This window comes from Streptomyces sp. NPDC047315, from assembly GCF_040643215.1.
Lineage (GTDB): Bacteria > Actinomycetota > Actinomycetes > Streptomycetales > Streptomycetaceae > Streptomyces.
Window position 1 is genome coordinate 1 of record NZ_JBEYTZ010000060.1, and the last position, 21,038, is coordinate 21,038.

17 protein-coding genes, 1 tRNA gene and 2 pseudogenes are annotated in these 21,038 nt (G+C 71.9%); 12 read left to right on the forward strand and 8 right to left on the reverse strand.

Annotated elements, in window-relative coordinates; translation table 11 throughout:
• Positions 1-326: 326 nt before the first annotated feature.
• Positions 327-1,880 (reverse strand): MFS transporter, encoded by a 1,554-nt coding sequence (locus ABZ842_RS37125; RefSeq protein ID WP_361547678.1) that lies wholly within the window; start codon positions 1,878-1,880, stop codon positions 327-329.
• Between the two features lie 197 nt (positions 1,881-2,077).
• On the opposite strand from ABZ842_RS37125, the gene ABZ842_RS37130 reads away from it, so the two are divergent.
• The 4 genes from ABZ842_RS37130 (at position 2,078) to ABZ842_RS37145 (ending at position 7,010) form a co-directional block, all read left to right on the forward strand.
• The gene (locus ABZ842_RS37130) at positions 2,078-2,962 is read left to right on the forward strand and encodes an SDR family NAD(P)-dependent oxidoreductase (protein WP_361547681.1); all 885 of its coding nucleotides are present in this window, start codon (positions 2,078-2,080) and stop codon (positions 2,960-2,962) included.
• 84 nt (positions 2,963-3,046) lie between these two features.
• Positions 3,047-3,256, forward strand: a complete 210-nt coding sequence (locus ABZ842_RS37135; RefSeq protein ID WP_361547684.1) for a hypothetical protein — start codon at positions 3,047-3,049, stop codon at positions 3,254-3,256.
• A gap of 115 nt (positions 3,257-3,371) precedes the next feature.
• A complete protein-coding gene (locus ABZ842_RS37140; protein ID WP_361547687.1) occupies positions 3,372-5,714 on the forward strand; it encodes a TOMM precursor leader peptide-binding protein in 2,343 nt (780 codons plus the stop codon).
• Between the two features lie 117 nt (positions 5,715-5,831).
• Positions 5,832-7,010, forward strand: coding sequence for a histidine kinase (locus tag ABZ842_RS37145; protein WP_361547690.1), 1,179 nt, complete (start codon positions 5,832-5,834; stop codon positions 7,008-7,010).
• A 48-nt stretch (positions 7,011-7,058) separates the two neighbouring features.
• Here ABZ842_RS37145 and ABZ842_RS37150 read toward each other — a convergent pair whose 3' ends face one another.
• Both ABZ842_RS37150 and cobF read right to left on the reverse strand, forming a co-directional pair.
• Positions 7,059-7,664 carry a response regulator transcription factor gene (locus ABZ842_RS37150; RefSeq protein ID WP_361547693.1) on the reverse strand — a complete coding sequence of 202 codons (606 nt, stop codon included), beginning with the start codon at positions 7,662-7,664 and terminating at the stop codon, positions 7,059-7,061.
• Positions 7,665-7,804: 140 nt separating this feature from the next.
• Positions 7,805-8,560 carry a precorrin-6A synthase (deacetylating) gene (cobF, locus tag ABZ842_RS37155; protein ID WP_361547696.1) on the reverse strand — a complete coding sequence of 252 codons (756 nt, stop codon included), beginning with the start codon at positions 8,558-8,560 and terminating at the stop codon, positions 7,805-7,807.
• Positions 8,561-8,630: 70 nt separating this feature from the next.
• Here cobF and ABZ842_RS37160 point away from each other — a divergent pair, with 70 nt between their 5' ends.
• The 3 genes from ABZ842_RS37160 to ABZ842_RS37170 are packed head-to-tail and all read left to right on the forward strand — an operon-like array spanning position 8,631 to position 11,454.
• Positions 8,631-9,362: a (Fe-S)-binding protein gene (locus ABZ842_RS37160; protein ID WP_361547699.1), complete on the forward strand. Its 732-nt coding sequence runs from the start codon at positions 8,631-8,633 to the stop codon at positions 9,360-9,362.
• Positions 9,359-10,801 (forward strand): lactate utilization protein B, encoded by a 1,443-nt coding sequence (locus ABZ842_RS37165; RefSeq protein ID WP_361547702.1) that lies wholly within the window; start codon positions 9,359-9,361, stop codon positions 10,799-10,801. The genes ABZ842_RS37160 and ABZ842_RS37165 overlap by 4 nt, the downstream gene beginning before the upstream one ends.
• A complete protein-coding gene (locus ABZ842_RS37170; protein ID WP_361547705.1) occupies positions 10,798-11,454 on the forward strand; it encodes an LUD domain-containing protein in 657 nt (218 codons plus the stop codon). Before ABZ842_RS37165 ends, ABZ842_RS37170 begins: the two co-directional genes overlap by 4 nt.
• 4 nt (positions 11,455-11,458) lie before the next feature.
• On the opposite strand, the gene ABZ842_RS37175 is transcribed toward ABZ842_RS37170, so the two are convergent.
• Positions 11,459-11,938 carry a DUF309 domain-containing protein gene (locus ABZ842_RS37175; protein ID WP_361547708.1) on the reverse strand — a complete coding sequence of 160 codons (480 nt, stop codon included), beginning with the start codon at positions 11,936-11,938 and terminating at the stop codon, positions 11,459-11,461.
• A 116-nt stretch (positions 11,939-12,054) separates the two neighbouring features.
• Here ABZ842_RS37175 and ABZ842_RS37180 point away from each other — a divergent pair.
• Positions 12,055-12,131 (forward strand) — tRNA-Pro (locus ABZ842_RS37180).
• A 429-nt stretch (positions 12,132-12,560) separates the two neighbouring features.
• Positions 12,561-12,680: pseudogene (locus ABZ842_RS37185) on the forward strand (hypothetical protein); the annotation flags it as partial.
• A gap of 87 nt (positions 12,681-12,767) precedes the next feature.
• Here the strand turns inward: ABZ842_RS37185 and ABZ842_RS37190 are convergent.
• The 3 genes and pseudogenes from ABZ842_RS37190 to ABZ842_RS37200 all read right to left on the reverse strand — a co-directional run.
• Positions 12,768-12,998: pseudogene (locus ABZ842_RS37190) on the reverse strand (response regulator); the annotation flags it as partial.
• Positions 12,999-13,089: 91 nt separating this feature from the next.
• A complete protein-coding gene (locus ABZ842_RS37195; RefSeq protein WP_361547711.1) occupies positions 13,090-13,830 on the reverse strand; it encodes a response regulator transcription factor in 741 nt (246 codons plus the stop codon).
• A complete protein-coding gene (locus ABZ842_RS37200) occupies positions 13,827-15,020 on the reverse strand; it encodes a sensor histidine kinase (RefSeq protein WP_361547714.1) in 1,194 nt (397 codons plus the stop codon). The genes ABZ842_RS37195 and ABZ842_RS37200 overlap by 4 nt, the downstream gene beginning before the upstream one ends.
• A 259-nt stretch (positions 15,021-15,279) precedes the next feature.
• On the opposite strand from ABZ842_RS37200, the gene ABZ842_RS37205 reads away from it, so the two are divergent.
• Both ABZ842_RS37205 and ABZ842_RS37210 read left to right on the forward strand, forming a co-directional pair.
• On the forward strand, positions 15,280-17,535 hold the full coding sequence (locus ABZ842_RS37205) for an MMPL family transporter (RefSeq protein ID WP_361547718.1): 2,256 nt from the start codon (positions 15,280-15,282) through the stop codon (positions 17,533-17,535).
• A gap of 100 nt (positions 17,536-17,635) precedes the next feature.
• Positions 17,636-18,781, forward strand: a complete 1,146-nt coding sequence (locus ABZ842_RS37210) for a serine hydrolase domain-containing protein (protein WP_361547721.1) — start codon at positions 17,636-17,638, stop codon at positions 18,779-18,781.
• A gap of 91 nt (positions 18,782-18,872) precedes the next feature.
• Here the strand turns inward: ABZ842_RS37210 and ABZ842_RS37215 are convergent, their stop codons facing one another.
• Positions 18,873-19,976 (reverse strand): hypothetical protein, encoded by a 1,104-nt coding sequence (locus ABZ842_RS37215; RefSeq protein WP_361547723.1) that lies wholly within the window; start codon positions 19,974-19,976, stop codon positions 18,873-18,875.
• A 276-nt stretch (positions 19,977-20,252) separates the two neighbouring features.
• On the opposite strand from ABZ842_RS37215, the gene ABZ842_RS37220 reads away from it, so the two are divergent.
• Positions 20,253-20,993, forward strand: coding sequence for an SAVMC3_10250 family protein (locus tag ABZ842_RS37220; protein ID WP_361547726.1), 741 nt, complete (start codon positions 20,253-20,255; stop codon positions 20,991-20,993).
• The last annotated feature ends 45 nt before the right edge of the window (positions 20,994-21,038 follow it).

Here is a 21,038-nt window from a genome sequence, read left to right on the forward strand (position 1 = left end):
CCCCTACACCCACTCCCGCCGCACCGGCGCCTTCCTCCTCATCGACCCCAACGACGGCACCACCCTCACCGCCGCCATGACCGGAGACAGCTTCGGCGGCACGGCTGAGCACTGACCGCACGACACAGCACCCTTCGAGCACAGCACCTTCCGGGCCCGGGGCCGACGCCCCGGGCCCGAAGCACGCACCCGAACACCCCCTTCCGACAGGTGCCCGACGTCGGTCGAACGGAACAACCAGCGGGGCCACGCTCACCGAGTGAGCGTGGCCCCGCTGGTCTCTTTCTGTCGGTCGGCCGTTCCTCCGACGAGGACGGCGACGGCGGTCAGGTCACGGACGGCGCCCGCTGCTCCTCGACGGCTTCCCGGCCAGCCGGCGGCGGAACCGCTCCCGGCTCGCCCTCCGGCGGCATGCCCTCTCCTTCGAACCCGGCCGGTGCCTTGGCGGGCAGCGCGAAGATCAGCAGGAAGATGACGAACAGCACTCCGGCGACCCAGAAGAGGGCGTTCTCGAAGGCGTCGGCGAACTCGGTGCCGATCAGGGCCGGCCCCGCCTCCTCGTTGATCACGCCGAAGAAGACCACGGAGGTCAAACCGAGCCCGAGGGCGTTGCCCATCTGGAGCGTGGTGTTGATCAGGCCGGACGCCGAACCGGCGTGCTCACGCGGCACGTCGGAGAGGATGGCGTTGGTCAGCGGCGCGGTGATCAGGCCCATGCCGGCGCCGATGACGAAGAGCGGTGCCAACATCTGCCAGGTCTCGATGTCCGTGCCGTACCGGTCGGCGAGCCAGGCGTACAGCAGCATCCCGGCGCCCATCACGAGCGCACCCGCCTGCAGCACCTTGCGGCCGTACTTCGGCACCAGCTGCTGCACGGAGATGCCGGCGAAGATCGAGGTCGCCACGGAGAACGGCAGCCCCGTCAGACCGGCGCGCATCACGCTCCAGCCCAGCCCCACCTGCATGTACAGCGTCCAGATGAAGAAGAAGATGCCGCAGACCATGCCGAAGCCGACCTGCACCGCGATGCCCGCGCTGAAGCTCTTGACCTTGAAGAGGGAGAGCTCGATCAGCGGCGAGCCGTCCTTGCGGGCCTTGTAGCGCTCGTACACCACCAGGGCGCCGAGGACCAGGGGCGAGCACGCCATCGAGACGAAGCCCCACGCCGGCCAGTCCTCCTCGTGCCCGCGGGTCAGCGGGTACACGAGCATCAACAGACCCAAGGTGACCAGGGCGACGCCGACCAGGTCGAGGCGGAGCGCCTTGGGAGCCTTGGACTCGCTGATGAAGACGCGGCCGAGGAACAGCCCCGCGATGCCGACGGGCAGGTTGATCAGGAAGATCAGCCGCCAGTCGAGACCGAAGAGGTCCCACTCCGTCAACAGCGCGCCGAGCAGGGGGCCGGAGACCCCGCCGAGCCCGACGATGGCGCCGAAGAGGCCGAAGACCTTGCCGCGCTCGTGGGCCGGGAACGTGGCGTGGACGATGGACAGCACCTGCGGGACCATCAGCGCGGCGGCTGCGCCCTGCAGAATGCGGGCACCCACGAGCATCTCCGCGCTGCCGGCAATGCCACAGAGCGCGGACGCCACGGTGAAGGTCCCGATTCCCAGGAGGAACAGCCGTTTCCGACCGAAGATGTCACCGAGCCTGCCGCCGGTGATCAGTCCGGCCGCGAAGGCGAGGGCATATCCAGCGGTGATCCACTGGATCTGACCGGTGGAAGCCCCGATGTCCCGCTGGATCGACGGGATCGCGATATTCACGATCGTGACGTCGACGAGGTCCATGAAAGCGGCGATCAAGACGATGGCCAGCGCGATCCAGCGACGGTTGTCTGGTTCAACCGCCGCTGCTGGGTGAGGGGTTGGAGAAGTCATGGTTAAAGGCTAGGGAAAGTCGCGCGCCCGCGGGGGCCTGCGACTTCAGGGTTTCCGTTCACACCGATCAGAACCTTTTATTGGGGCCTTCGATGGCTTGCTAACTGCATTTTCGTGCTGTTGTTTACTCGAATATCTGAACTAGCCCGGCGCCGCTCGGCGGCAGCATCGCAACACTCGACGAAAGAAGTGAGAAAATGACCAAGGTCTGGTTCGTGACCGGCTCGTCCCGAGGCTTCGGCCGGTGCTTCGTCGAGGCGGCCCTCGGCCGTGGAGACACCGTCGCGGCCACCGCACGCGACGTCGACTCCCTCACCGACCTCACCCGCACCTACGGCGGGGCGATCCTCCCGCTGGCGCTGGACGTCACCGACCGCTCCGCGGTCTTCGCCGCCGTGCAGCGGGCCCACGACCACTTCGGACGTCTCGACGTCGTCGTCAACAACGCCGGTTACGGACTCTTCGGCACCGTCGAGGAGATCACCGAGGAGCAGGTCCGCGCCCAACTGGAGACCAACCTCTTCGGCGCCCTCTCGGTCACCCAGGCCGCCCTGCCGCACCTGCGCGCACAGGGCAGCGGACACATCGTGCAGATCTCCAGCGTCAGCGGCGTCGTCGCCTTCCCGATGCTCGGCGGCTACCACGCCTCCAAGTGGGCACTCGAAGGGCTGAGCGACGCCCTGGCCCAGGAGGTCGCCGCCTTCGGCGTCAAGGTCACCCTCGTCGAGCCCGGTGGATACGCCACCGACTGGGCCGGATCCTCCGCCGTCTTCGCCGCGCCGCTGCCCGCCTACGACCAACTGCGCGCCGGCATGTTCAGCGGCGGCGCCCCCGAGGTCGCCGACCCGGCAGCGGCCGGCGCCGCCCTGCTGAAGATCGTGGACGCCGAGGAGCCGCCGCTGCGCGTCGTCTTCGGCCGGCAGCCCGGCGGCCTCGTCGCCCACGTCTACGGGGAGCGGCTGAAGACCTGGTCCGACTGGGCGGAGCTGTCCGCCGAGGCCGAGCAGCCGCCCGCCGCCGCCCCGGTCGACGCCGAGCCCCCGGCACCCGTCGCACGCGAAGCCGTCACCACCGCCCGCTGACCGCGGGCCGAAGACCGCACCACCGGCCGGCGCACCCGCGCCACCACGCCCGTACCACCAGACCTCCCGAACGGAGGAACCACCATGAGCACCCTGACCGCCACTGCCACCGCCGCCACCCCGTCCGTCACCGCGGACGACGCCACCGCCCTCTGGCGCGACCTGGTCATCGAGGACCTGGCGCCGCTGACCGCGGGGCAGTTCCGCGCGGGCACCTGCATCTGCTGGGTGGACGAGCCGCAGGACGACCGGGACACCCGCAACGAAGCCGCGGTCACCGTACGCCTGAACTGACCGAGCACCACCAACGCACCCCGGTCCGCCGACGGCCATGCGGGAGAGGGCCGTCGGCGGAACCCGAGGACACCCGCCGTGTCGAAACAGCCGCTCATGATCCCAGGGGGGAAGCATGAACAGCTCAGAGCGCAGTCTGCCCGGCCTCGCCTTCAAGCCGCACCTGCGGGCCGAAGTCGTCCCGGGCGAAGGGGTCTTCCTGGTCTCCGAACGAGGCGTCACCGCGCTGCGCGGCGCGGGCGTCTCCGCCCTCGCGCCCCTGCTGGACGGGACCCGGGACCTGAACCGGCTGATCAACGACGCGGCCCGGAGCATCCCCGCGGCGCGCACGGAGCACGTCGTCTCCGGCCTGCTCGCCGCGGGGCTGCTCACCGAACGAGGCCCGGACGACGTGACGGCCGCCGCCGACATGGCCTTCTGGGAGCTGGCCGGCCTCGACGGCACCGCCGCGGCCCGCCGGCTGCGGCACACCCGCGTCGGCACCGTCACCACCGGCGCCACCGCCACCGCGGCCACCGCACGACAGCTCACCGACGCCCTCGTCGCCGCCGGCCTGGACGTCCTGGACCCCGCCGGCGACCCCCTCCGGTCCGCCGGCCGGCCCTTCGGCGCCACCGCGCCGACCCCGCTGCGCGCCGCGGACTTCACCGTCGTCCTGTGCGACGACTACCTCGACCCAGCGCTCGGCGGCATCGACGCCGCCCAGCGCCGCACCGGAACCCCGTGGCTGCTGGTGCGCCTCGGCGGCGACCGGCCCTGGATCGGCCCGGTGTTCCGCCCCGGCGACGGGCCGTGCTGGCACTGCCTCGCCGACCTGCTGCGCCGCAACCGCCCCGCGGAGAGCTACCTCGACCGCGCCCTGGGCCGCCGGGTCTCCCCGCCGCTCTCCTCGCTGGCCGCCGTCCGCTCGGCCGGGCTGCACCTCGCCGCCCTGGAGAGCGCGAAGTGGGTCGCCGGCCACCGCCACCCCGGCCAGTGCGCCATCTGGACCGTGGACCCCCTCTCGCTCTCCGGCCAGCACTGCCCGGTGCGCCGCCGCCCCCAGTGCAGCGCCTGCGGCGACCCCGACCTGATGAGACGCCAGGTGAACGCCCCCGTCGTGCTGCACAACCGCCCCAAGGCCGCCGTGGAACAGGCCGACCGCTGGCTGTCCGCCGACGAGATGCTGCACCGCTACGCCCATCTGATCGACCCCCTCACCGGAGTGGTCAGGGAGATCAGCCGGGACCCGCGCGGCCCCGAGTTCCTCAACTGCTTCCACGCCGGCCACAACCCCGCGACCTCGCCCAACGACCTCGCGTCCGTCCGGTTCGGACTGCGCAGCCACAGCTCGGGCAAGGGCACCACCGAACTCCACGCCAGGGTCAGCGCCCTGTGCGAGGCGGTCGAGCGGCACAGCGGCTACTTCCAGGGCGACGAGCCCACGGTCCGCGCCGCCTACCGCGACGTCGCCGACACCGCCGTCCACCCCGACGACGTCCAACTCTTCCACCCCCGGCAGTTCGCCGGGCGCACCGAGTGGAACGAGCACAACGCCGCCGCGCACCGGGTGCCCGAACCCTTCGACGAGGACGTCCGGCTGGACTGGACCCCGGTGTGGTCGCTGACTTCCAGACGGCAACGGCTGCTGCCCACCTCGCTGCTCTACTACAACGCGCCCTGCCCCCGCGGCGCCCGCACCTGCTTCGCCAACTCCAACGGCTCCGCCGCCGGAAGCTGCCTGGAGGACGCCGTCGTCCAGGGCACCATGGAGCTGATCGAACGCGACGCGGTCGCCCTGTGGTGGTACAACCGCACGCCTCAGCCCGGTGTCGACCTCGACGCCTTCGACGACCCGTGGACCCGGCGGGTACGCGCCGGCCACGCCGCCCTGCACCGGGAGGTCTGGGCCCTCGACCTCACCACCGACATCGGCGTCCCCGCGTTCGCCGCCCTGTCCCGGCGCGTCGACAAGGCGGCCGAGGACATCACCCTCGGCTTCGGCGCCCACTTCGACCCCCGGATCGCCCTGCGCCGGGCCCTGACCGAGCTCAACCAGATGCTGCCGCCCGTCGCCGACGTGAGCGCCGACGGTCGTACGGGCTACGCCTGCGACGACGCGGACGCCCTGAGCTGGTGGCGCACGGCGACCCTGGCGAACGCGCCCCACCTGGCACCCCGCCCCGCCGCCGCATCCGGGTGGCCGGGCGGCCCCGACGCCGTGCGGCGCCGGCGCGACCTGCGCGAGGACGTGACCGTACTGGAACAACTGCTGGCGGCCCGGGGCCTGGAGCTGCTGGTGCTCGACCAGACCCGCCCCGACATCGGGCTGCCGGTGGTCAAGGTGGTCGTGCCGGGACTGCGCCCGTTCTGGACCCGCTTCGCCCCCGGCCGGCTGTACGACGTCCCGGTGCGGCTCGGCAGGCTCGACGCGCCCACCCGGTACGAGGAGCTGAACCCCGTACCCCTGTTCATGTGACGGAAACACGGGATCTCCGTACCCGACTTTCACCACCCCGGATTTTGACATAACCTCACATTGCCTCCCACTAGGGGGAGTTCATACCGCGGACCGACGTACGGTGAGGAGTCCCCATTGCGCCGGCCAGCGCTGACCGAGGCGGCTCCCCCTGACTCCGGAGCCGGCCCGCAGGACGAACTGCACGGCGAGTTGGCACCCCGGGTGGCGGTCTGCATCACGGCCGTGGTGATCGGCGGCTTCTTCTTCATCGGACTGACGTACCTGCTGCGGGCCCGACCCTCCGGGGTGGGGCTCGCGGTCTGCGGAGTCCTGATGCTGGCCCTGCTGGCGCTCCAGATGTTCCACTCGTTCCCCTTCGCGGCCCCCCGCCTCGTACCGCACCGGCGCAAGACCCTGGCGGCACAGGCCCTGATCACCTACGTACCGTTCCCGATCTTCGAGGAAGCCTGGCTGGGAGTGCCGGGCTTCCTCGCCGGATCGACCCTGCTGGTGCTGCGGTCGGCCACCGGATGGGCCTGCTTCGCGACCGTCATCGGCACCGTGGGCCTGCTGAACTACACCGTGGGCTACGGCACCGCCGAGTTGGCGTACAACATGGTCGCCACCGGCCTCACCGGCCTCGTCGTCTACGGACTGAGCCGACTGACGGACCTGGTGCGCCAGGTGCAGGCCGCCCGCGCCGAACTGGCCCGGCTCGCGATCGTGCAGGAACGGCTCCGGTTCGCCCGCGACCTGCACGACCTCCTCGGCTACAGCCTCTCCACCATCACGCTCAAGTGCGAACTCACCCACCGGCTGGTGCGCATCCACCCCGAGCGGGCCGAGACCGAGATCACCGAGATCCTGCGCACCGCACGCCAGGCGCTCGCCGACGTCCGCTCCGTGGCGAGCAGCTACCTCAACATGAGCCTGAGCCGCGAGGTCTCCGCCGCCGAGTCGCTGCTGTGCGCCGTCGGCATCCAAACCGAGGTGCGGATGGAGGTGGACCTCCCGGCCGGGCCCGTCGACACCGTCCTGGCGACCGTGCTGCGGGAGGGCATCACCAACATGCTCCGGCACAGCAAGGCACAGCACTGCATGATCGCGGCGGAGAAGGGGAAGGGCCGGGTGCGCGTGGCGGTGGCCAACGACGGCGTGGGCGCCGAGACCGCGACCCTGTCCACCGGCGGCGTCGGCACCGGCGGCAGCGGCCTGCACAACCTCACCGCACGGGTGGCCGCCCTCGGCGGCGCGCTGACCGCGGGGAGCCGGGACGACGGCTGGTTCGAACTGACGGCGGAAGTCCCCGCCTGAGGACCGGGCGCCCGGCCGGAACCCGGGTGCGCCCACCGGGAACGGGACTCACAACCACCCGGAAGCGCGGGCTATCCGCACCGCGTCCATCCGGTTGCGCGCGCTGAGCTTGGTGACGCTGGTCGTCAGGTAGTTGCGGACCGTCCCCGGGGACAGCGACAGCCGCCGGGCGATCTCCGGGATGTCCTCGCCCTCCGAGACCAGCCGCAGCACCTCCGTCTCCCGGGCCGTCAGCGGATTCTCGGCCGCCTGGATGGTGGCTACCGCCAACTGCGGATCGATGACCTGCTCGCCCGCCGCCACCGCCCTGATCGCGGCGGCCAACTCGTCCGGATCCGCGTCCTTCAGCAGGAAACCGGAGACGTGGGCCTGGATCGCCCGCCGCAGATTGCCCGGCCGGCCCAGGCTCGTGAGGATCATCGTGCGGCACTGCGGCAACTGCTCGTGGAGCTGGGCCGCCGCCTGGATGCCGTCGATCCCCGGCAGGTCGATGTCCAGGACGGCGACGTCAGGACGCACCGCCAGCGCGGCCGGCAGGATCTGATCGCCCGCCCCCACCTCGGCGACGACCTCGATGTCGGGCTGTAACTCAAGCAGCGACACGAGCGCTCTTCGCAGCATCAACATGTCTTCCGCGAGCAGGATCCGGACCACCGTTCCCCCCAGACACGCCCCACGGGATGGCAACTTCGGGGTGTGATCATACATTCGAGGGGGCCCGCGTGGGGTGCGTGCGCAGCGGCCCGCGCCCCACGCTGCCCGGGGCGTCCGTAGGACAGGCCCAAGGGCCTGTCCTACGGACGCCGCAGCAGGTACGTGTCCATGATCCAGCCCTTGCGCTCCCGCGCCGCCGCCCGCAGCTCCTCGATCCGCTCGGAGACCTCCGAGAGCCGACCCGACACCAGGATCTCGTCCTCCGTGCCGACGTACGCCCCCCAGTAGATGTACAGGTCCTGGTCGAGGTGGCGGGTGAACGCCTGACGGGCGTCCAACATGACCACCACGTCGTCCACGTCCTCGGGCCAGCCCTCCGCCAGCCGCCGCCCGGTGGTGATCTGCACCGGGCGCCCCACCCGGTTCAGCACGGTGCGGTGCCGCGCCAACAGGGCCGATACGGAGCTGACGCCCGGCACCACCACGTGGTCGAAGGCGACCGCACCGCGCCCCAGCACCTCCTCCAGGACCGCGAGCGTGGAGTCGTACAGCGAGGGGTCGCCCCACACCAGGAACGCCCCGCACTCGTCCTCGCCCAGCTCATCGGCGATGAAGCGCTCGTACAGATCGGCCCGGCGCGACCGCCAGTCGTCGACGGCGGGGGAGTAGTCCGATGTTTCCCGGTCCCGCTCCGGGTCGCGCGCCTCCACCAGCCGGTAGGAACCCTCCGCCACATGGGCGTCGAGGATGTCCCGGCGCAGCCGGATCAGATCCGCCTTCGCCTCGCCCTTGTCGAGGATGAAGAAGGCATCAGCCTCGTTCAGCGCCTTGATCGCCTGCAATGTCAGATGGTCGGGATCGCCCGCCCCGATGCCGATCACATAGATCTTCCTCACCCCGTGAGTCTGCCGCACCCCGCCGCGGCGTCACCTACCGGGGGCCCCGCCGGCGCCCTATCCTCCGACCATGCGTGTCGCGCTCTTCGTCACCTGCGTCAACGACGCACTGTTCCCCGCCACCGGCGTCGCCACCGTGCGGCTGCTGGAACGGCTCGGCGTCGACGTCGACTTCCCCACCGCCCAGACCTGCTGCGGCCAGCCCCAGTTCAACACCGGCTACCCGCGCGAGACGGAGCCGTTGGTGCGCCGCACCGCACGCGCCTTCGCCCGCTACCCGTACGTGGTCACCCCCTCCGGGTCGTGCGCCGCCATGGTGCGCGAGCACTATCCCCGCTTCGGCGAGGAGGACCTGCCGCGGCGCACGTACGAGCTCACCGAGTTCCTCGTCGACGTCCTCGGCGTCGTCGACGTCGGCGCGTACTTCCCCCACACCGTCACCTACCACCCCTCCTGCCACGGGCTGCGCCTGCTGCGCCTCGGGGACCGGCCGCGCCGCCTCCTCGACGCAGTGAAGGGGCTACGGCTGCGCGAGCTTTCCGGCGCCGAGGAGTGCTGCGGCTTCGGCGGCACCTTCGCGGTGAAGAACCCCGACGTCTCCGCCGCCATGGGCCGCGACAAGGTGGCGAGCGCCGCCGCCACCGGCGCCACCGTGCTCTGCGGCGCTGACAACTCCTGCCTGATGCACCTCGACGGCGTCGCCCGCCGCGAGGCCCGGCCGCCCCGGCTGCGCACCGTGCACCTCGCGGAGATCCTCAGCGCGACCGAAGAGACCCCCTACCGCTGGGAGCCGTCGCGATGAGCGGACGCCACGTCGACCTGGGCATGCCGTCCTTCCCCACCGCGGCCAGGGACGCGGTCCGCGACGGGACCCTGCGCGCCAATCTCCGCCACGCCACTCACACCATCCGCGACAAGCGCGCCCGCGCCGTCGCGGAACTCGACGACTGGGCGCAGTTGCGGGAGGCCGGACGGCAGATCAAGGACCGGGCCCTGCGCCACCTCGACCACCACCTGGAGCGGCTGGAGCGCGCCGTCACCGAAGCCGGCGGCACCGTCCACTGGGCGGAGGACGCCGACGACGCCAACCGGATCGTCACCGAACTCGTCCGGGCCACCGGCCAGCGGGAGGTCGTCAAGGTCAAGTCGATGGCCACCCAGGAGATCGGCCTCAACGAAGCGTTGGCCGCCGAGGGCATCACGGCGTACGAGACCGACCTCGCCGAACTGATCGTCCAACTCGGCGACGACCGGCCCTCCCACATCCTCGTCCCCGCCATCCACCGCAACCGCGCCGAGATCCGGCAGATCTTCGCCGAGGAGATGGGACGCTGGGGCCGGCCGGCCCCCGACGGCCTCACCGACACCCCCGCCGACCTCGCCGAAGCCGCCCGGCTGCACCTGCGGGAGAAGTTCCTCCGCGCCAAGGTGGGCATCTCCGGCGCCAACTTCATGGTCGCCGAGACCGGCACCCTCGTCGTCGTCGAATCCGAGGGGAACGGCCGGATGTGCCTGACCCTCCCGGAGACCCTGATCTCCGTCGTCGGCGTCGAGAAGGTCGTACCGACCTGGCGCGACCTGGAGGTCTTCCTCCAGACCCTGCCCCGCTCCTCCACCGCCGAGCGGATGAACCCCTACACCTCGATGTGGACCGGGACCAGCGATGCCGACGGCCCCCGCGCCTTCCACCTCGTCCTCCTCGACAACGGGCGCACCGCCGTCCTCGCCCACGACACCGGCCGCCAGGCCCTGCGGTGCATCCGCTGCTCGGCGTGTCTGAACGTGTGCCCGGTGTACGAACGGGCCGGCGGCCACGCGTACGGCTCGGTCTACCCGGGCCCCATCGGCGCCATCCTCAGCCCCCAGCTCCGCGGCACCGCGAGCGCCGTCGACGCGTCCCTGCCGTACGCCTCCTCCCTGTGCGGCGCCTGCTACGAGGTGTGCCCGGTCGCCATCGACATCCCCGAGGTGCTGGTCCACCTGCGGACCCGGGTGGCCGGGGGCGGGGGAGCGGGCCACCGGATCGAGAAGGCGGCGATCAAGACGGCGGGCTGGGTCCTCGACCACCCCGGCTTCCTCGCCGCGGCCGAACGCGCCGCCGCCCGCACCCGCCGCCTCCACCCCCGCCGACCCCCCGGCGCGGGGGCGTGGACCCGGAGCAGGGAGCTGCCCGAAGCGCCACGGGAGTCCTTCCGCGACTGGTGGCGGAAGAACCGCGGCGCGGACGGAGGCCAGGGATGACGTACGAAGAGAGTCCGGGCACCACCGGCGCGCGGGAGCGGATCCTGGCCCGGATCCGCGCGGCCGTTGCCCACGCTCCCGAGGCGCCGGCCGTCCGCCGCGACTACCGCACCAGCCATGCCCCCGACGACCCGAGCACCCTCGTCGACCTGCTCGACCGCAACCTCACGGAGTACCGGGCCACCGTCCACCGCACCACCTCCGCCGCGCTGCCCGCCCTGGTGGCCGCCCGCCTCCACGCAAACGGCGCCGGCACGGTCGTCGTCCCCGACGGCGTCCCACCGGCCTGGCTCGCCGACACCGAAGCCACCCTGGTCCGCGACACCGGTCCGCTCACCGCGGCCGAGCTGGACGCCTGCTCCGCCGTGCTCACCGGCTGCGCCCTGACGATCGCGGAAACCGGCACCATCGTCCTCGACGCCGGCCCAGCCCAGGGCCGCCGCGCCCTCACCCTCGTGCCCGACCTGCACCTGTGCGTGGTCCGGGTCCCGGACCAGCTGGTGGCGTCCGTGCCGCAGGCCCTGACCCTGCTTACCCCGACCAAGCCGCTGACCTGGATCTCCGGCCCCTCGGCGACCAGCGACATCGAACTCGATCGCGTCGAGGGCGTCCACGGCCCCCGCACCCTGGAGGTCCTCCTGCTACGCGGCTAGCGCCCTACCTCAAGGTGAGCCGCGGCGCCTCCGCCCGCGGGTCCACCGGACCGGCGCCCGCCGTCAGCCGCTCCGAGAGGTCCCGCGCCCAGGCGTGCAGCCCCTGCACGTCGACGTCGTACGGATCCCCGTACCCCGCGATCCGCGCTGCCCCCCGCTCCAGCAGCCGCGCCCCGCCGGCGGCGTTCCCCCGCGCGGCGTGGGTCAACCCCACCGCCAGCTGCGCGAGCCCCTGCCACAGGTCCCGCTCCGGCTCGGGCCGCGACTTCCAAGCGTCCTCGAACACCTCGTGCGCGTGGAACGGCTTCCCCGCGTCCAGCAGCCGCTGTGCCTCGGCAAGCGTCTCCTCGGGCCCCCGCACCACCCCCTCGGGCTGCCGCTCCACCCCCGCGCGCCCGTACGGCAACGGCCGCCCCAACCCGTCCCGCGGACGCGCACTGCGCGCCCGCCCCTCGCCGTCCCGGTCCCTCGGTGCCCTCTCCACACCCCGATTCTCCCCGAAACCCCTCCACGCCCGCAGGCCACCGGCGAGATGCCGGCGCGGAGTGGGGTAAAGTCTTCCCTGCACGCCGCACCCGGCACTCCGGGGCGGGCGGGCAACGGGACGTGGCGCAGCTTGGTAGCGCACTTGACTGGGGGTCAAGGGGTCGCAGGTTCAAATCCTGTCGTCCCGACCAGCGTTTTCGCAGGTCACAGGCGGTATCGGAGAATTCCGATGCCGCCTTTCCGTCTTTCCTGGGACCCGTTGGGGACGAGCCGGTGAGGTGGGCCGTGAGCGCGGTGCCCGCTTCGGTGATCTTGTGCATACGGACCAGTACGGCGAGGCTGCCGGAGGGCGCGGAAGTGAGTGGTGCCCCCACCGCAGTGCTCCATCCGGCCGATTCCGAACCGGCGCCAGCGGGTGTCGCCCACCACCCCGCCGTGAACGAAGGGGTACGGCACCGCGAACCTCTCGGTGAACCTGGTGGACAGCCCGCTCATGCTGGGCTTCCTCTCGGAACAGCCGTTAGCGCAACGGCGGGTGTGCCGGTGCTGGCGCTGCGCGTCCGACGGGGTGACGGTATGCGCCGACACGGTGGACGGGAAGCACCGCCGGGCGGGCGAACATGGTGCGTTGCCTGATCGTTGATGACAGTCCGGTCCTTCTGGCCGCGGCCGGCGACCTGCTGCGGCAACAGGGCATCACCGTGGTCGGTACCGCGACGAACAGTGGGGACGCTCTGCGGGAGGCCGAACGGGTGCGGCCCGACGTGGCGTTGGTCGACCTCGGCATGGGCGGAGAGCACCACTATCGCGACCTCGGGGAACTCCTGTCGGATCACCCGGGCGGCGGCCAGCCCCTCCGTGGTGTGGGTCGGCGGCATCCGGATGTCCACGAGCGCGAGATCCGGCCGGTGGCATCGAACCATGTCCAGAAGCCCCGTGGAGTCACCGGCCTGCCCCAGCACCACATGTCCGGACCGGTCCAGCAAGCTGGCCAGTCCCTCGCGTAGTAAGGCGTCGTCATCGGCCAGCACCACCCGGACTTCTGCGATGGTCGGCATTATCGATCACACGTCGGACGAACGGCTGCCCGCGCGGCGATCTTCAGCCGGTGTACGCCGAGTCGGAGGGCGGGTGGTGCGCGACGCTTGCTCATTCGCGCTCGCCCGCTCTGACCAGTCCCGCCTCGTACGCTGCGATCACCGCCTGCGCCCGGTCGCGGACCTGGAGCTTCGCGAAGAGCGCGGTGATGTGGTTCTTCACCGTCGACGGGCTGATGAACATCTCCGCGGCGATAGCGTTGTTGTCCAGGCCGGTGGCGATCAGCCGCCACACCTCCCGCTCGCGGGGCGTCAGCTCGTCGAGGACGCCCGCGGGGCCGGCGGTGGCGGCGGGTCGCTCCGGGCGCTGCGGGGCTGTCACGTACGAGGAGATGAGGCGGGTCAGCAGGCGTGGGGCGACCACCGCCTCGCCGGTGTGGACCACGCGCAGCGCAGTGACGAGTTCCTCGGGCGAGATGTCCTTGGGCAGGAAGCCGCAGGCACCCGCGCGCAGGGCGGCGACCACGTGCTCGTCCATGTCGAAGGTGCTCAGCGCGAGCACCCGACAGTCCGGCACCTCCTGGGTGAGCCGTGCCGTGGCGGCGATGCCGTCCAGGACCGGCATCCGGATGTCCATGACGACGACGTCGGGCCGCAGCCGTCGCGCGAGTTCCACTGCCTCCGCGCCGTCGGTGGCCTCGCCCACGACCTCGACGGTGGGTTCGGGCCCGAGCATGAGCACCAGGCCACGGCGTACGAGGAGTTGGTCATCGGCGATCAGCACGCGGATGGTGGCGGGATCCGCCGTGTCCGTCGCGCCCGCCCCGCTCGTACCGTCCGTCGTCCCGCTCATCGCAGTGCTCCCTCATCCTTCGGCAGCGGCAGCCGGGCCGTGACCCGGTAGCCCGGTCCATCGCGCCGGCCCGTCTCCAAGGTGCCGTCGTGCAGTGCGACGCGTTCGCGCATGCCGATCAGGCCGTAGCCCGAGCCGGGCACGGACGCGAAACCGCCGGCCGTCCCTTCTCCGTCGTCCAGGACGTCCACCCTCGTCTCGCGGTCCCCGTAGGTGAGGACCACGCGCGCGTGAGCGCCGCTTCCCGCGTACTTGCGGGTGTTGGTCAGCGCCTCCTGCACCACCCGGAACACCGTCAGACCCATGCTGGCCGGCAGTGGCCTGGGCTCTCCCCGCACCTCGAACTCCGTGGGCAGGCCCGCCGCGGACGACTCGGCGACGAGCCGCTCCAGATCCGCGATGCCCGGCTGAGGCGCGGTCGTCTCCTCCCGCGCCTCGTCGTCGACGTCCCGCAGGACGTCGAGCAGCTGCCGCATCTCGTGCAGTGCCGTGCGCCCCAGGCCCTCCAGGGTGACGAGGGCGTCCCGTGCCACCTCCGGGTTCCGGTCGAGGTTGGCGCGGGCGCCGCCCGCCATCAGCTGCATCGTCGTGACGTGGTGGGCGACGATGTCGTGCATCTCGCGGGCGATGCGGCGGCGCTCATCGGCCACGGCCCGCTCGGCGAGCAGCCTGCGGTGGGCTTCGACGTTCCGCTGCCAGTGGTTCATCACGAGTCCTGCGGCGACCACGAACAGCACGGCCGCGCAGCTCCCCACCAGCTTCAGGAACAAGGACTGGGACCAGGAGGCCCCCGTGGCCAGCGGCATCGCCGCACTCACCAGGGCCGCCGGTACGAAGACAGCGACGCCGCGGGCACGTACGACGGAGTACAGGGCGACGACCACGGCCGCGTTCAAGCCCTGGCCCACCGGCCAGCTCAGCAGGATGGCGAGCGTGACGGCCAGGACGGCGGCGAGCGTGAGCAGCGGGGCCCGCCGCCGGGCCAGGAGCATCAGCGCCGACACCGTCGTCAGCAGACAGCCGGCCACGGGGACGAAGCCCTGGACGTCCTGACTGGTGAGGGTGAAGCCGATCAGGTCGAGGGCCGCCGCGCCGACTGCGACGAGAGCGTCGTTGCGGGTCCAGGGCAGGGCGTCGCCGCGGGGCGTACTGCCGCGCTTCCCGGTGGGCGCGGCATGGGGCGTGGGCATCGTGTTCCTTCCTCGGCCACCTCGGCTCTCCCGCCTCGGTTGACCTCATCGTCCATTCTCTCCGGGTTCCGGCGCAGGTCGTGGGGCTTGAGGACCATCCCGGCCTGGGAGCGGGGTCCTAGTCGAGGGGCCCGGCGGCACCGTGCTCCCAACCTCCATCTCCTTCCCGGCTCGGACGATCCGGCGCGTTCTCGCTGATGTGCTGAAGGCAGGCCGGAAGCCCCGGCGAAGCACTCACCCCCTTTGCCGGAGGCAGTCCGTGATCCGCGCCCTGACCGGGTTCTCCACCCGCCATCCCTGGAAGGTCATCGCCCTGTGGTCGATGATCGGCATCTTCCTCGCCCTGGTCGCCGCGGCGCTGATGCCCCGCGCGACGCAGGCGCAGAGCGGCGACTTCCTGCCGGAGAGCTACGACTCGGCCGCCGCACTGCGGATCGCCGAGGAGAAGTTCGGCGTGACGTCCGACGCCAGCACGGTCACCATTCTGGTCAAAAGGCCCGACGGCAAGCCGCTGACCGGTGCCGACCAGGAGCGCATCGCGTCCGTCGCGAAGGAGCTCGGCAGCCGCCGCGTGACGATGCCGGACGCGCAGGACACACCGACGAAGGCGGACGACCAGATCCCGTTCTTCGCCGAAGACTACTCGCAGACCCCCGAGGTCGGCGTGGGCATGACCGCCCCGGACCGCACCTTCGAGCTGCTGTCCGTACGCCTTGAGGGCAACGCCGTCGACACCGGCATGCACAACCTGTTCCGGGCCTTCCGCGAGCAGGCCGTGGACGCCTTCGCCGAGGTGGACCTGCGGACCGGGTTCACCGGCGGCCTCGCCGACCAGGTCGACACCCGCGACGCCGAGGAGCCCACCCAGCGCGTCGTCGGCATGGTGATGCTGGGCCTGATCGTGCTGATCAACGTGCTGGTGTTCCGCAGCGTTGCCGCCGCGTTCATCCCGCTGCTCGCGGTCGTCGTCGTGGGCGGCGCGGCGACCGGCGTCATCGTCGGCGGCGCCCTGCTCACCGGCATCAAGCTGGACACCTCGACGCCCAGCATGATCGGCGTCGTCCTCATCGGCATCGGGGTCGACTACTTCCTGTTCCTGCTCTTCCGCTTCCGTGAGCTGCTGCGGGAACGCCCCGACGCGTCCGCCCGCGAAGTCGCCGCCGAGGTCGGCGCCCGCGTCGGCACCGCCGTCACCTCCGCCGCTCTCACCATCGTGGCCGCCTTCGCCACCCTGGGCATCGCGACCTTCGGGCAGTTCCGGGTGCTCGGGCCCGCCGTGGCCGTGTCCGTACTCGTCATGCTCCTGGCCAGCCTCACGCTGATGCCCGCCCTGCTCGCGGCCACCGGCCGTGGCATGTTCTGGCCGTCCCGCGCCCTGAAGCGCGCGCCTCGCCCCGGACTCGCCGGGAAGACCGGTGAACTCCTGGCCCGCAGGCCGCTGATCTCCCTCCTCGCCGGTACCGTCCTGCTCGGCGCGCTCGCCGTGGGCATGACCGGCATCCGCATCGACTTCGGACAGGGGGGCACCCACCACGAGACCCAGGCCGCCGCGACCGCCGCCGAGATGGCCCGCGCCCTCCCGGCCGGCGTCTCGGACCCCGCCACCGTCTACGTCACGGCCTCCGACGGACAGCGCCTGAGCGCCGGTGACCTGGGCGCACTACCCGGCGAGCTGGCCCGTGTCGAGGGCGTCGGCAAGGTGGGTGAGCCCGTCCTCAACAAGCAGCGCGACGCTGCTCGCGTCGACCTCTACCTGACGCCTGACTCCCAGACGCAGGCCGCCCGCGACCTGGTCTCGGGGCCGGTGCGGGACACCGTTGCCGCCCACACCCCGAAGGGCCTCGAAGCCCATGTCGGCGGCACGGCGGCGATCTTCGCCGACATCTCCACCGCCGTGGACGAGGACCTGAAGACCGTCTTCCCCGTGGCCGCCGCCCTGATCGCCCTGATCCTGCTGGTGCTGCTGCGCAGTGTGCTCGCCTCGGCCGTCCTGATGCTGTCGGTGGGCCTGTGCTTCGCCGCCACGCTCGGCTCCGCCACCCTCGTCTTCCAGCACGCCCTCGACAGGCCCGGCGTCGACTTCGTCCTGCCGCTCGTGCTGTTCCTCTTCGTCATCGCCATCGGCACCGACTACAACATCCTGATCAGCGACCGCATCCGCGAGGAGATGGAGGGCCCCCGCCCGGCCCGTGCCGCAGTCGCCCGCGCCGTACGCCACACAGCACCGGCCATCGCCACCGCGGGCGTCGTCCTCGCCGCGTCCTTCGGCAGCCTCGCCGTCGGCTCGAACGCCTCCACACAGCAGATCGGCTTCGCCACGGGGCTCGGGATCCTGCTGTCCGCGTTCGTCCTCTCGATCGTGCTCGTCCCGGCGGCGGCGGCGCTGCTCGGCCGCCGCATCTGGTGGCCGGTGCGCCCGGGCGGGCGCACCGGCCACGGCAAGCACACGAAGTCGGCCCCGCCCGTACGCACCACGGCCGACCACCGTCCGGAATCCCGCACGACCACCGGCTGATCCACCGCTCGCCCAGACCTGACCGACGAACGGCCGAGGCCGACCCGACTTCAGGCCGAGGTCCGACCCGAAGAATCCGCCAGAGAACAGGGAGCAACTCATGTCCGTGTCCCCCCGCGCCGCCTTCCGAGCGGCCACGCTGACCGCGCTCGCCGCCCTCACCGCGGGCCTCGTCACCACCCCCGCGGCCTCCGCGGCGACCACCGCCCGCACCCCCGACCCCGTACAGCGCGAGCTGGACGCCCTGGTCCGCGACGGCGGTGCGCCAGGCGCCCTGGCCGGGGTCGTGCAGGCCGACGGCAAGGTACGGCACTACACCTCAGGCGTCGGCAACCTGGCGACCGGCGCCAAGGTGCCACGCGACGGCTCGATCCGGATCGGCAGCAACACCAAGGCGTTCACCGCGACGGTCGTGCTGCAGCTGGTCGGCGAGGGCAAGGTGGGCCTCGACGAGCCGGTCGAGACATACCTCCCGGGGCTGCTGCGCGGCGACGGCATCGACGGCCGGAACATCACGGTCCGCCAGCTCCTCCAGCACACCAGCGGACTCCCCGAGTACCTGGACCAGCAGGCGGCCCTCGCCGACCCGCACCGCTACTTCGAGCCCCGCGAACTCGTCGACCGCGCCCTCGACCGCCCGGCCGACTTCGCACCCGGAACGAAGTGGGCGTACAGCAACACCAACTACGTCGTCGCCGGGCTGCTGATACAGAAGGTGACGGGTCGCCCCGTGGGCGAGGAGATCAAGAAGCGGATCACCGACCGCGTCGGGCTGCGCCACACCTACCTCCCGGCCCCCGGCGACATGACCGTACGGGGCAAGCACCCGCACGGCTACCAGAAGCTCACCGCCGACGGCCCCTGGACCGACTACACCACGATGGACCCCTCCTGGGGCTGGGCGGCGGGCGCCATGGTCTCCACGAACAGCGACCTCAACCGCTTCTACGCCGCGCTCTTCTCCGGCCGCCTGCTCGCCCCGGCCCAGCTCGCCGAGATGCGCAAGACGGTCCCCACCAAACCTGAGGAGGCGCCGTCCGGTGTCCACTACGGCCTGGGCGTCCGGAGCATCCCGCTGAGCTGCGGCGGCCGATACTGGGGCCACGGCGGCGGCATCCCCGGCTTCAGCACGTACGGCGGTGTCACCGCGGACGGCCGCGCGGTGAACGTCACCCTCACCACCATCCCGGACGGCGCGACGACCGCGCGGGCGGGGGCGGTCGTGGACAAGGCGCTGTGCCGCTGACGGGAGCGGAAGCGCTCGACCACACCTGCCCCGCCACACCTCAGGTCGAGGTGTGGCGGGGCGGCTGCGGCGGCGCCGTTCCCCTGGCTGGCTATCGGAGGGTGCGGAGGAAGATGTCCGTCTTGCCGTTGGTGTCGTCGGGCACGATGTCCTCGGCCGCGGACTCGAAGACGACGTGGCGTCCGCCGGTGCTGACGGCGTCGATGCCGGCTGAGGCGGGCCGGTCGGTGACGGTCTCGTCGGTGCCCGTCTCCAGGTCGCGCAGGGTGAGCGGTGCCGGTCCGGTCGTGCCGGACGGGGCGTGCAGCAGGTAGCGGCCGGTGGGGTCGATGGCCACGCCCTTGACGCCGGGTACCGGCAGGGCGGTACCGGAGGCGACGTCGTGGACGTAGGTGTCGGGGCCCGAGCGGTAGACGATTTTGCTGCCGTCGTCACTGAGCTGGACGAGTTCCGCGGCCTTGCCCGGACCCTCGATCGGGCCGGCGGGGGTGTTGTCGGCCCAGTCCCACAGGAAGACGTCCTGCTCCCCGCCGTCCTGGTAGGCGAGACGGGTGCCGTCGCTGCTGATGGAGGGCCGGGCCGGTGCGGTGTTGTGGATGACGTCGACGGTCTGCAGGGCGCCGGTGTCCGGCCTGCGGACCTCGATGCGCCGGTTGGTCTCCGGGTGCCTGAAGCTGACGCTGAATGCCTGCTGACGGTCGTTCGAGCCCATGGCTGCCTCGCATCTCCAGAGCGAGCAGGTGTAGGCGGACGACCATCCCACGCTCAGGTGGTGTTGGTAGAGGGCCATGTTGTTGAACCTGGGTCCCAGGAAGGCGAGGACCTGTCCGTCGCTGCTGAGCATCGGCGGCGCCAGCGGGTACCCGCCGAACTGCCTGTTCTGCCCCGCTGCCAACTCGCGGACGAACACGTCCTCGGTCCTTCCCGCGTCGCCCGGGGTGAGGTTGTTCGCGAACGACGAGAAGACGATGCGGTGGCCGGCGGGTGTGATCGACGCGTCGGAGGAATCGTCGTTGGCCTGAGTGCCCTCGGCCGTGACACTGACCCGCTCGACACCGGCCTGGCGGACGTCCCCCGCGTCTGTGGGACCGGCCGATGCGGCGCCGGGCGATAACGCTGTGATCGTGCAGACGACGGCGGCGATCAGGGCGATGCGCCCACGTCTGGTGGTGCCCCGGTTCGTGCTCCCGCTCATGTTCCCCCCAGGCAGTTTCCGCCTCCGGCGCCCTGCCGGAAGACCCTCAGCATGCAACCGCGACGGCGCCGTTCGGTCAATGAGGCCACGACGAGTTCAGGGGAAGGCACGACACGACCCTCGCGCGCCGCAGGACCCGGAGCAACGGTTCCGCAGGGGCACCCGAGCCACCGCCTTCTGATGAATCCAGGCTGGTCCGGCACCTCTTGGCCCGTATGGTGGGGGCGGCGGCTCCCGCGTACCGGCAGGGCCGAACGACCGGACCTGGGGGACCGATTGCGCGACGTCATCTATCTGTCCGTGGGGAAGCTGCAGCAGTTCCTGCCGGAGCCCCGCCGTGGGCCCCGCGCCGGGGCGGTGCGCCTGTCCACACCGTTCGGCGTCGGAGTCGACGTGGACGCGCAGGCCAGCGACGGCGAGCAGGGACGGATGCGGCATCTGCAGCAAGTGCAGAAGCACCTGGAGGGGTCGGCACTCTGGTACGAGCAGCCGGACCTCCGACCCGGCCTGTGGGTTCAGTTCGAGGCTCCCATGCGCTGCGTCACGCTCCGCGGGGCCCACCAGAGCCTGCTGCTGTTCGTCGACTCAGGGCCGGGCTCCGGGGGCGACGGAGACGCCGACTGCCGCCTGCTGCTGCACGGCTCCGCCCACCACCTGCTGGGCTGGGCACCCCAGCTCACCGACGGCCCCGCGCTGAACGAGATCGGCGGAGGCGACAGCGTCGGCTCCGTCTTCCTCACCCGGGCCGGACGGGTCGTCGAGGCGCTCTCCCCGGACTTCGATCCCGAAGCGCCGTCCGCCGACGCGGCCTCGGCGTCACCCCTGGCACCCGCCCTGAGCGCCACGGGCGTCCGCGACCTGCTGCGCGCCCTCGACGCCGGCCGCGAGGGCATCGACGTCACCGCACCGATGACCGGGTACGCCCGCGTGACGGCGGTGCTCCCCGAGCAGGACGGCGCACCTCGCTGCCTCGTGGCGAGCCCGCTCACGGTGGAGTACGTCAGCGAGACCCCCTGACCGGGGCGCGCGTCAGGAGAGGAGACGGCGATGCACGACGAGGAG

What these genes read in the sequence shown, in the direction of transcription:
- ABZ842_RS37165 (WP_361547702.1), top strand. Translation starts at nt 9,359, where the DNA reads ATGAGCGGACGCCACGTCGACCTGGGCATGCCGTCCTTCCCCACCGCG.
- ABZ842_RS37130 (WP_361547681.1), top strand. Translation starts at nt 2,078, where the DNA reads ATGACCAAGGTCTGGTTCGTGACCGGCTCGTCCCGAGGCTTCGGCCGG.
- ABZ842_RS37125 (WP_361547678.1), bottom strand. Translation starts at nt 1,880, where the DNA reads ATGACTTCTCCAACCCCTCACCCAGCAGCGGCGGTTGAACCAGACAAC.
- ABZ842_RS37210 (WP_361547721.1), top strand. Translation starts at nt 17,636, where the DNA reads ATGTCCGTGTCCCCCCGCGCCGCCTTCCGAGCGGCCACGCTGACCGCG.
- ABZ842_RS37170 (WP_361547705.1), top strand. Translation starts at nt 10,798, where the DNA reads ATGACGTACGAAGAGAGTCCGGGCACCACCGGCGCGCGGGAGCGGATC.
- ABZ842_RS37195 (WP_361547711.1), bottom strand. Translation starts at nt 13,830, where the DNA reads ATGAGCGGGACGACGGACGGTACGAGCGGGGCGGGCGCGACGGACACG.
- ABZ842_RS37135 (WP_361547684.1), top strand. Translation starts at nt 3,047, where the DNA reads ATGAGCACCCTGACCGCCACTGCCACCGCCGCCACCCCGTCCGTCACC.
- ABZ842_RS37215 (WP_361547723.1), bottom strand. Translation starts at nt 19,976, where the DNA reads ATGAGCGGGAGCACGAACCGGGGCACCACCAGACGTGGGCGCATCGCC.
- ABZ842_RS37140 (WP_361547687.1), top strand. Translation starts at nt 3,372, where the DNA reads ATGAACAGCTCAGAGCGCAGTCTGCCCGGCCTCGCCTTCAAGCCGCAC.
- ABZ842_RS37160 (WP_361547699.1), top strand. Translation starts at nt 8,631, where the DNA reads ATGCGTGTCGCGCTCTTCGTCACCTGCGTCAACGACGCACTGTTCCCC.
- ABZ842_RS37200 (WP_361547714.1), bottom strand. Translation starts at nt 15,020, where the DNA reads ATGCCCACGCCCCATGCCGCGCCCACCGGGAAGCGCGGCAGTACGCCC.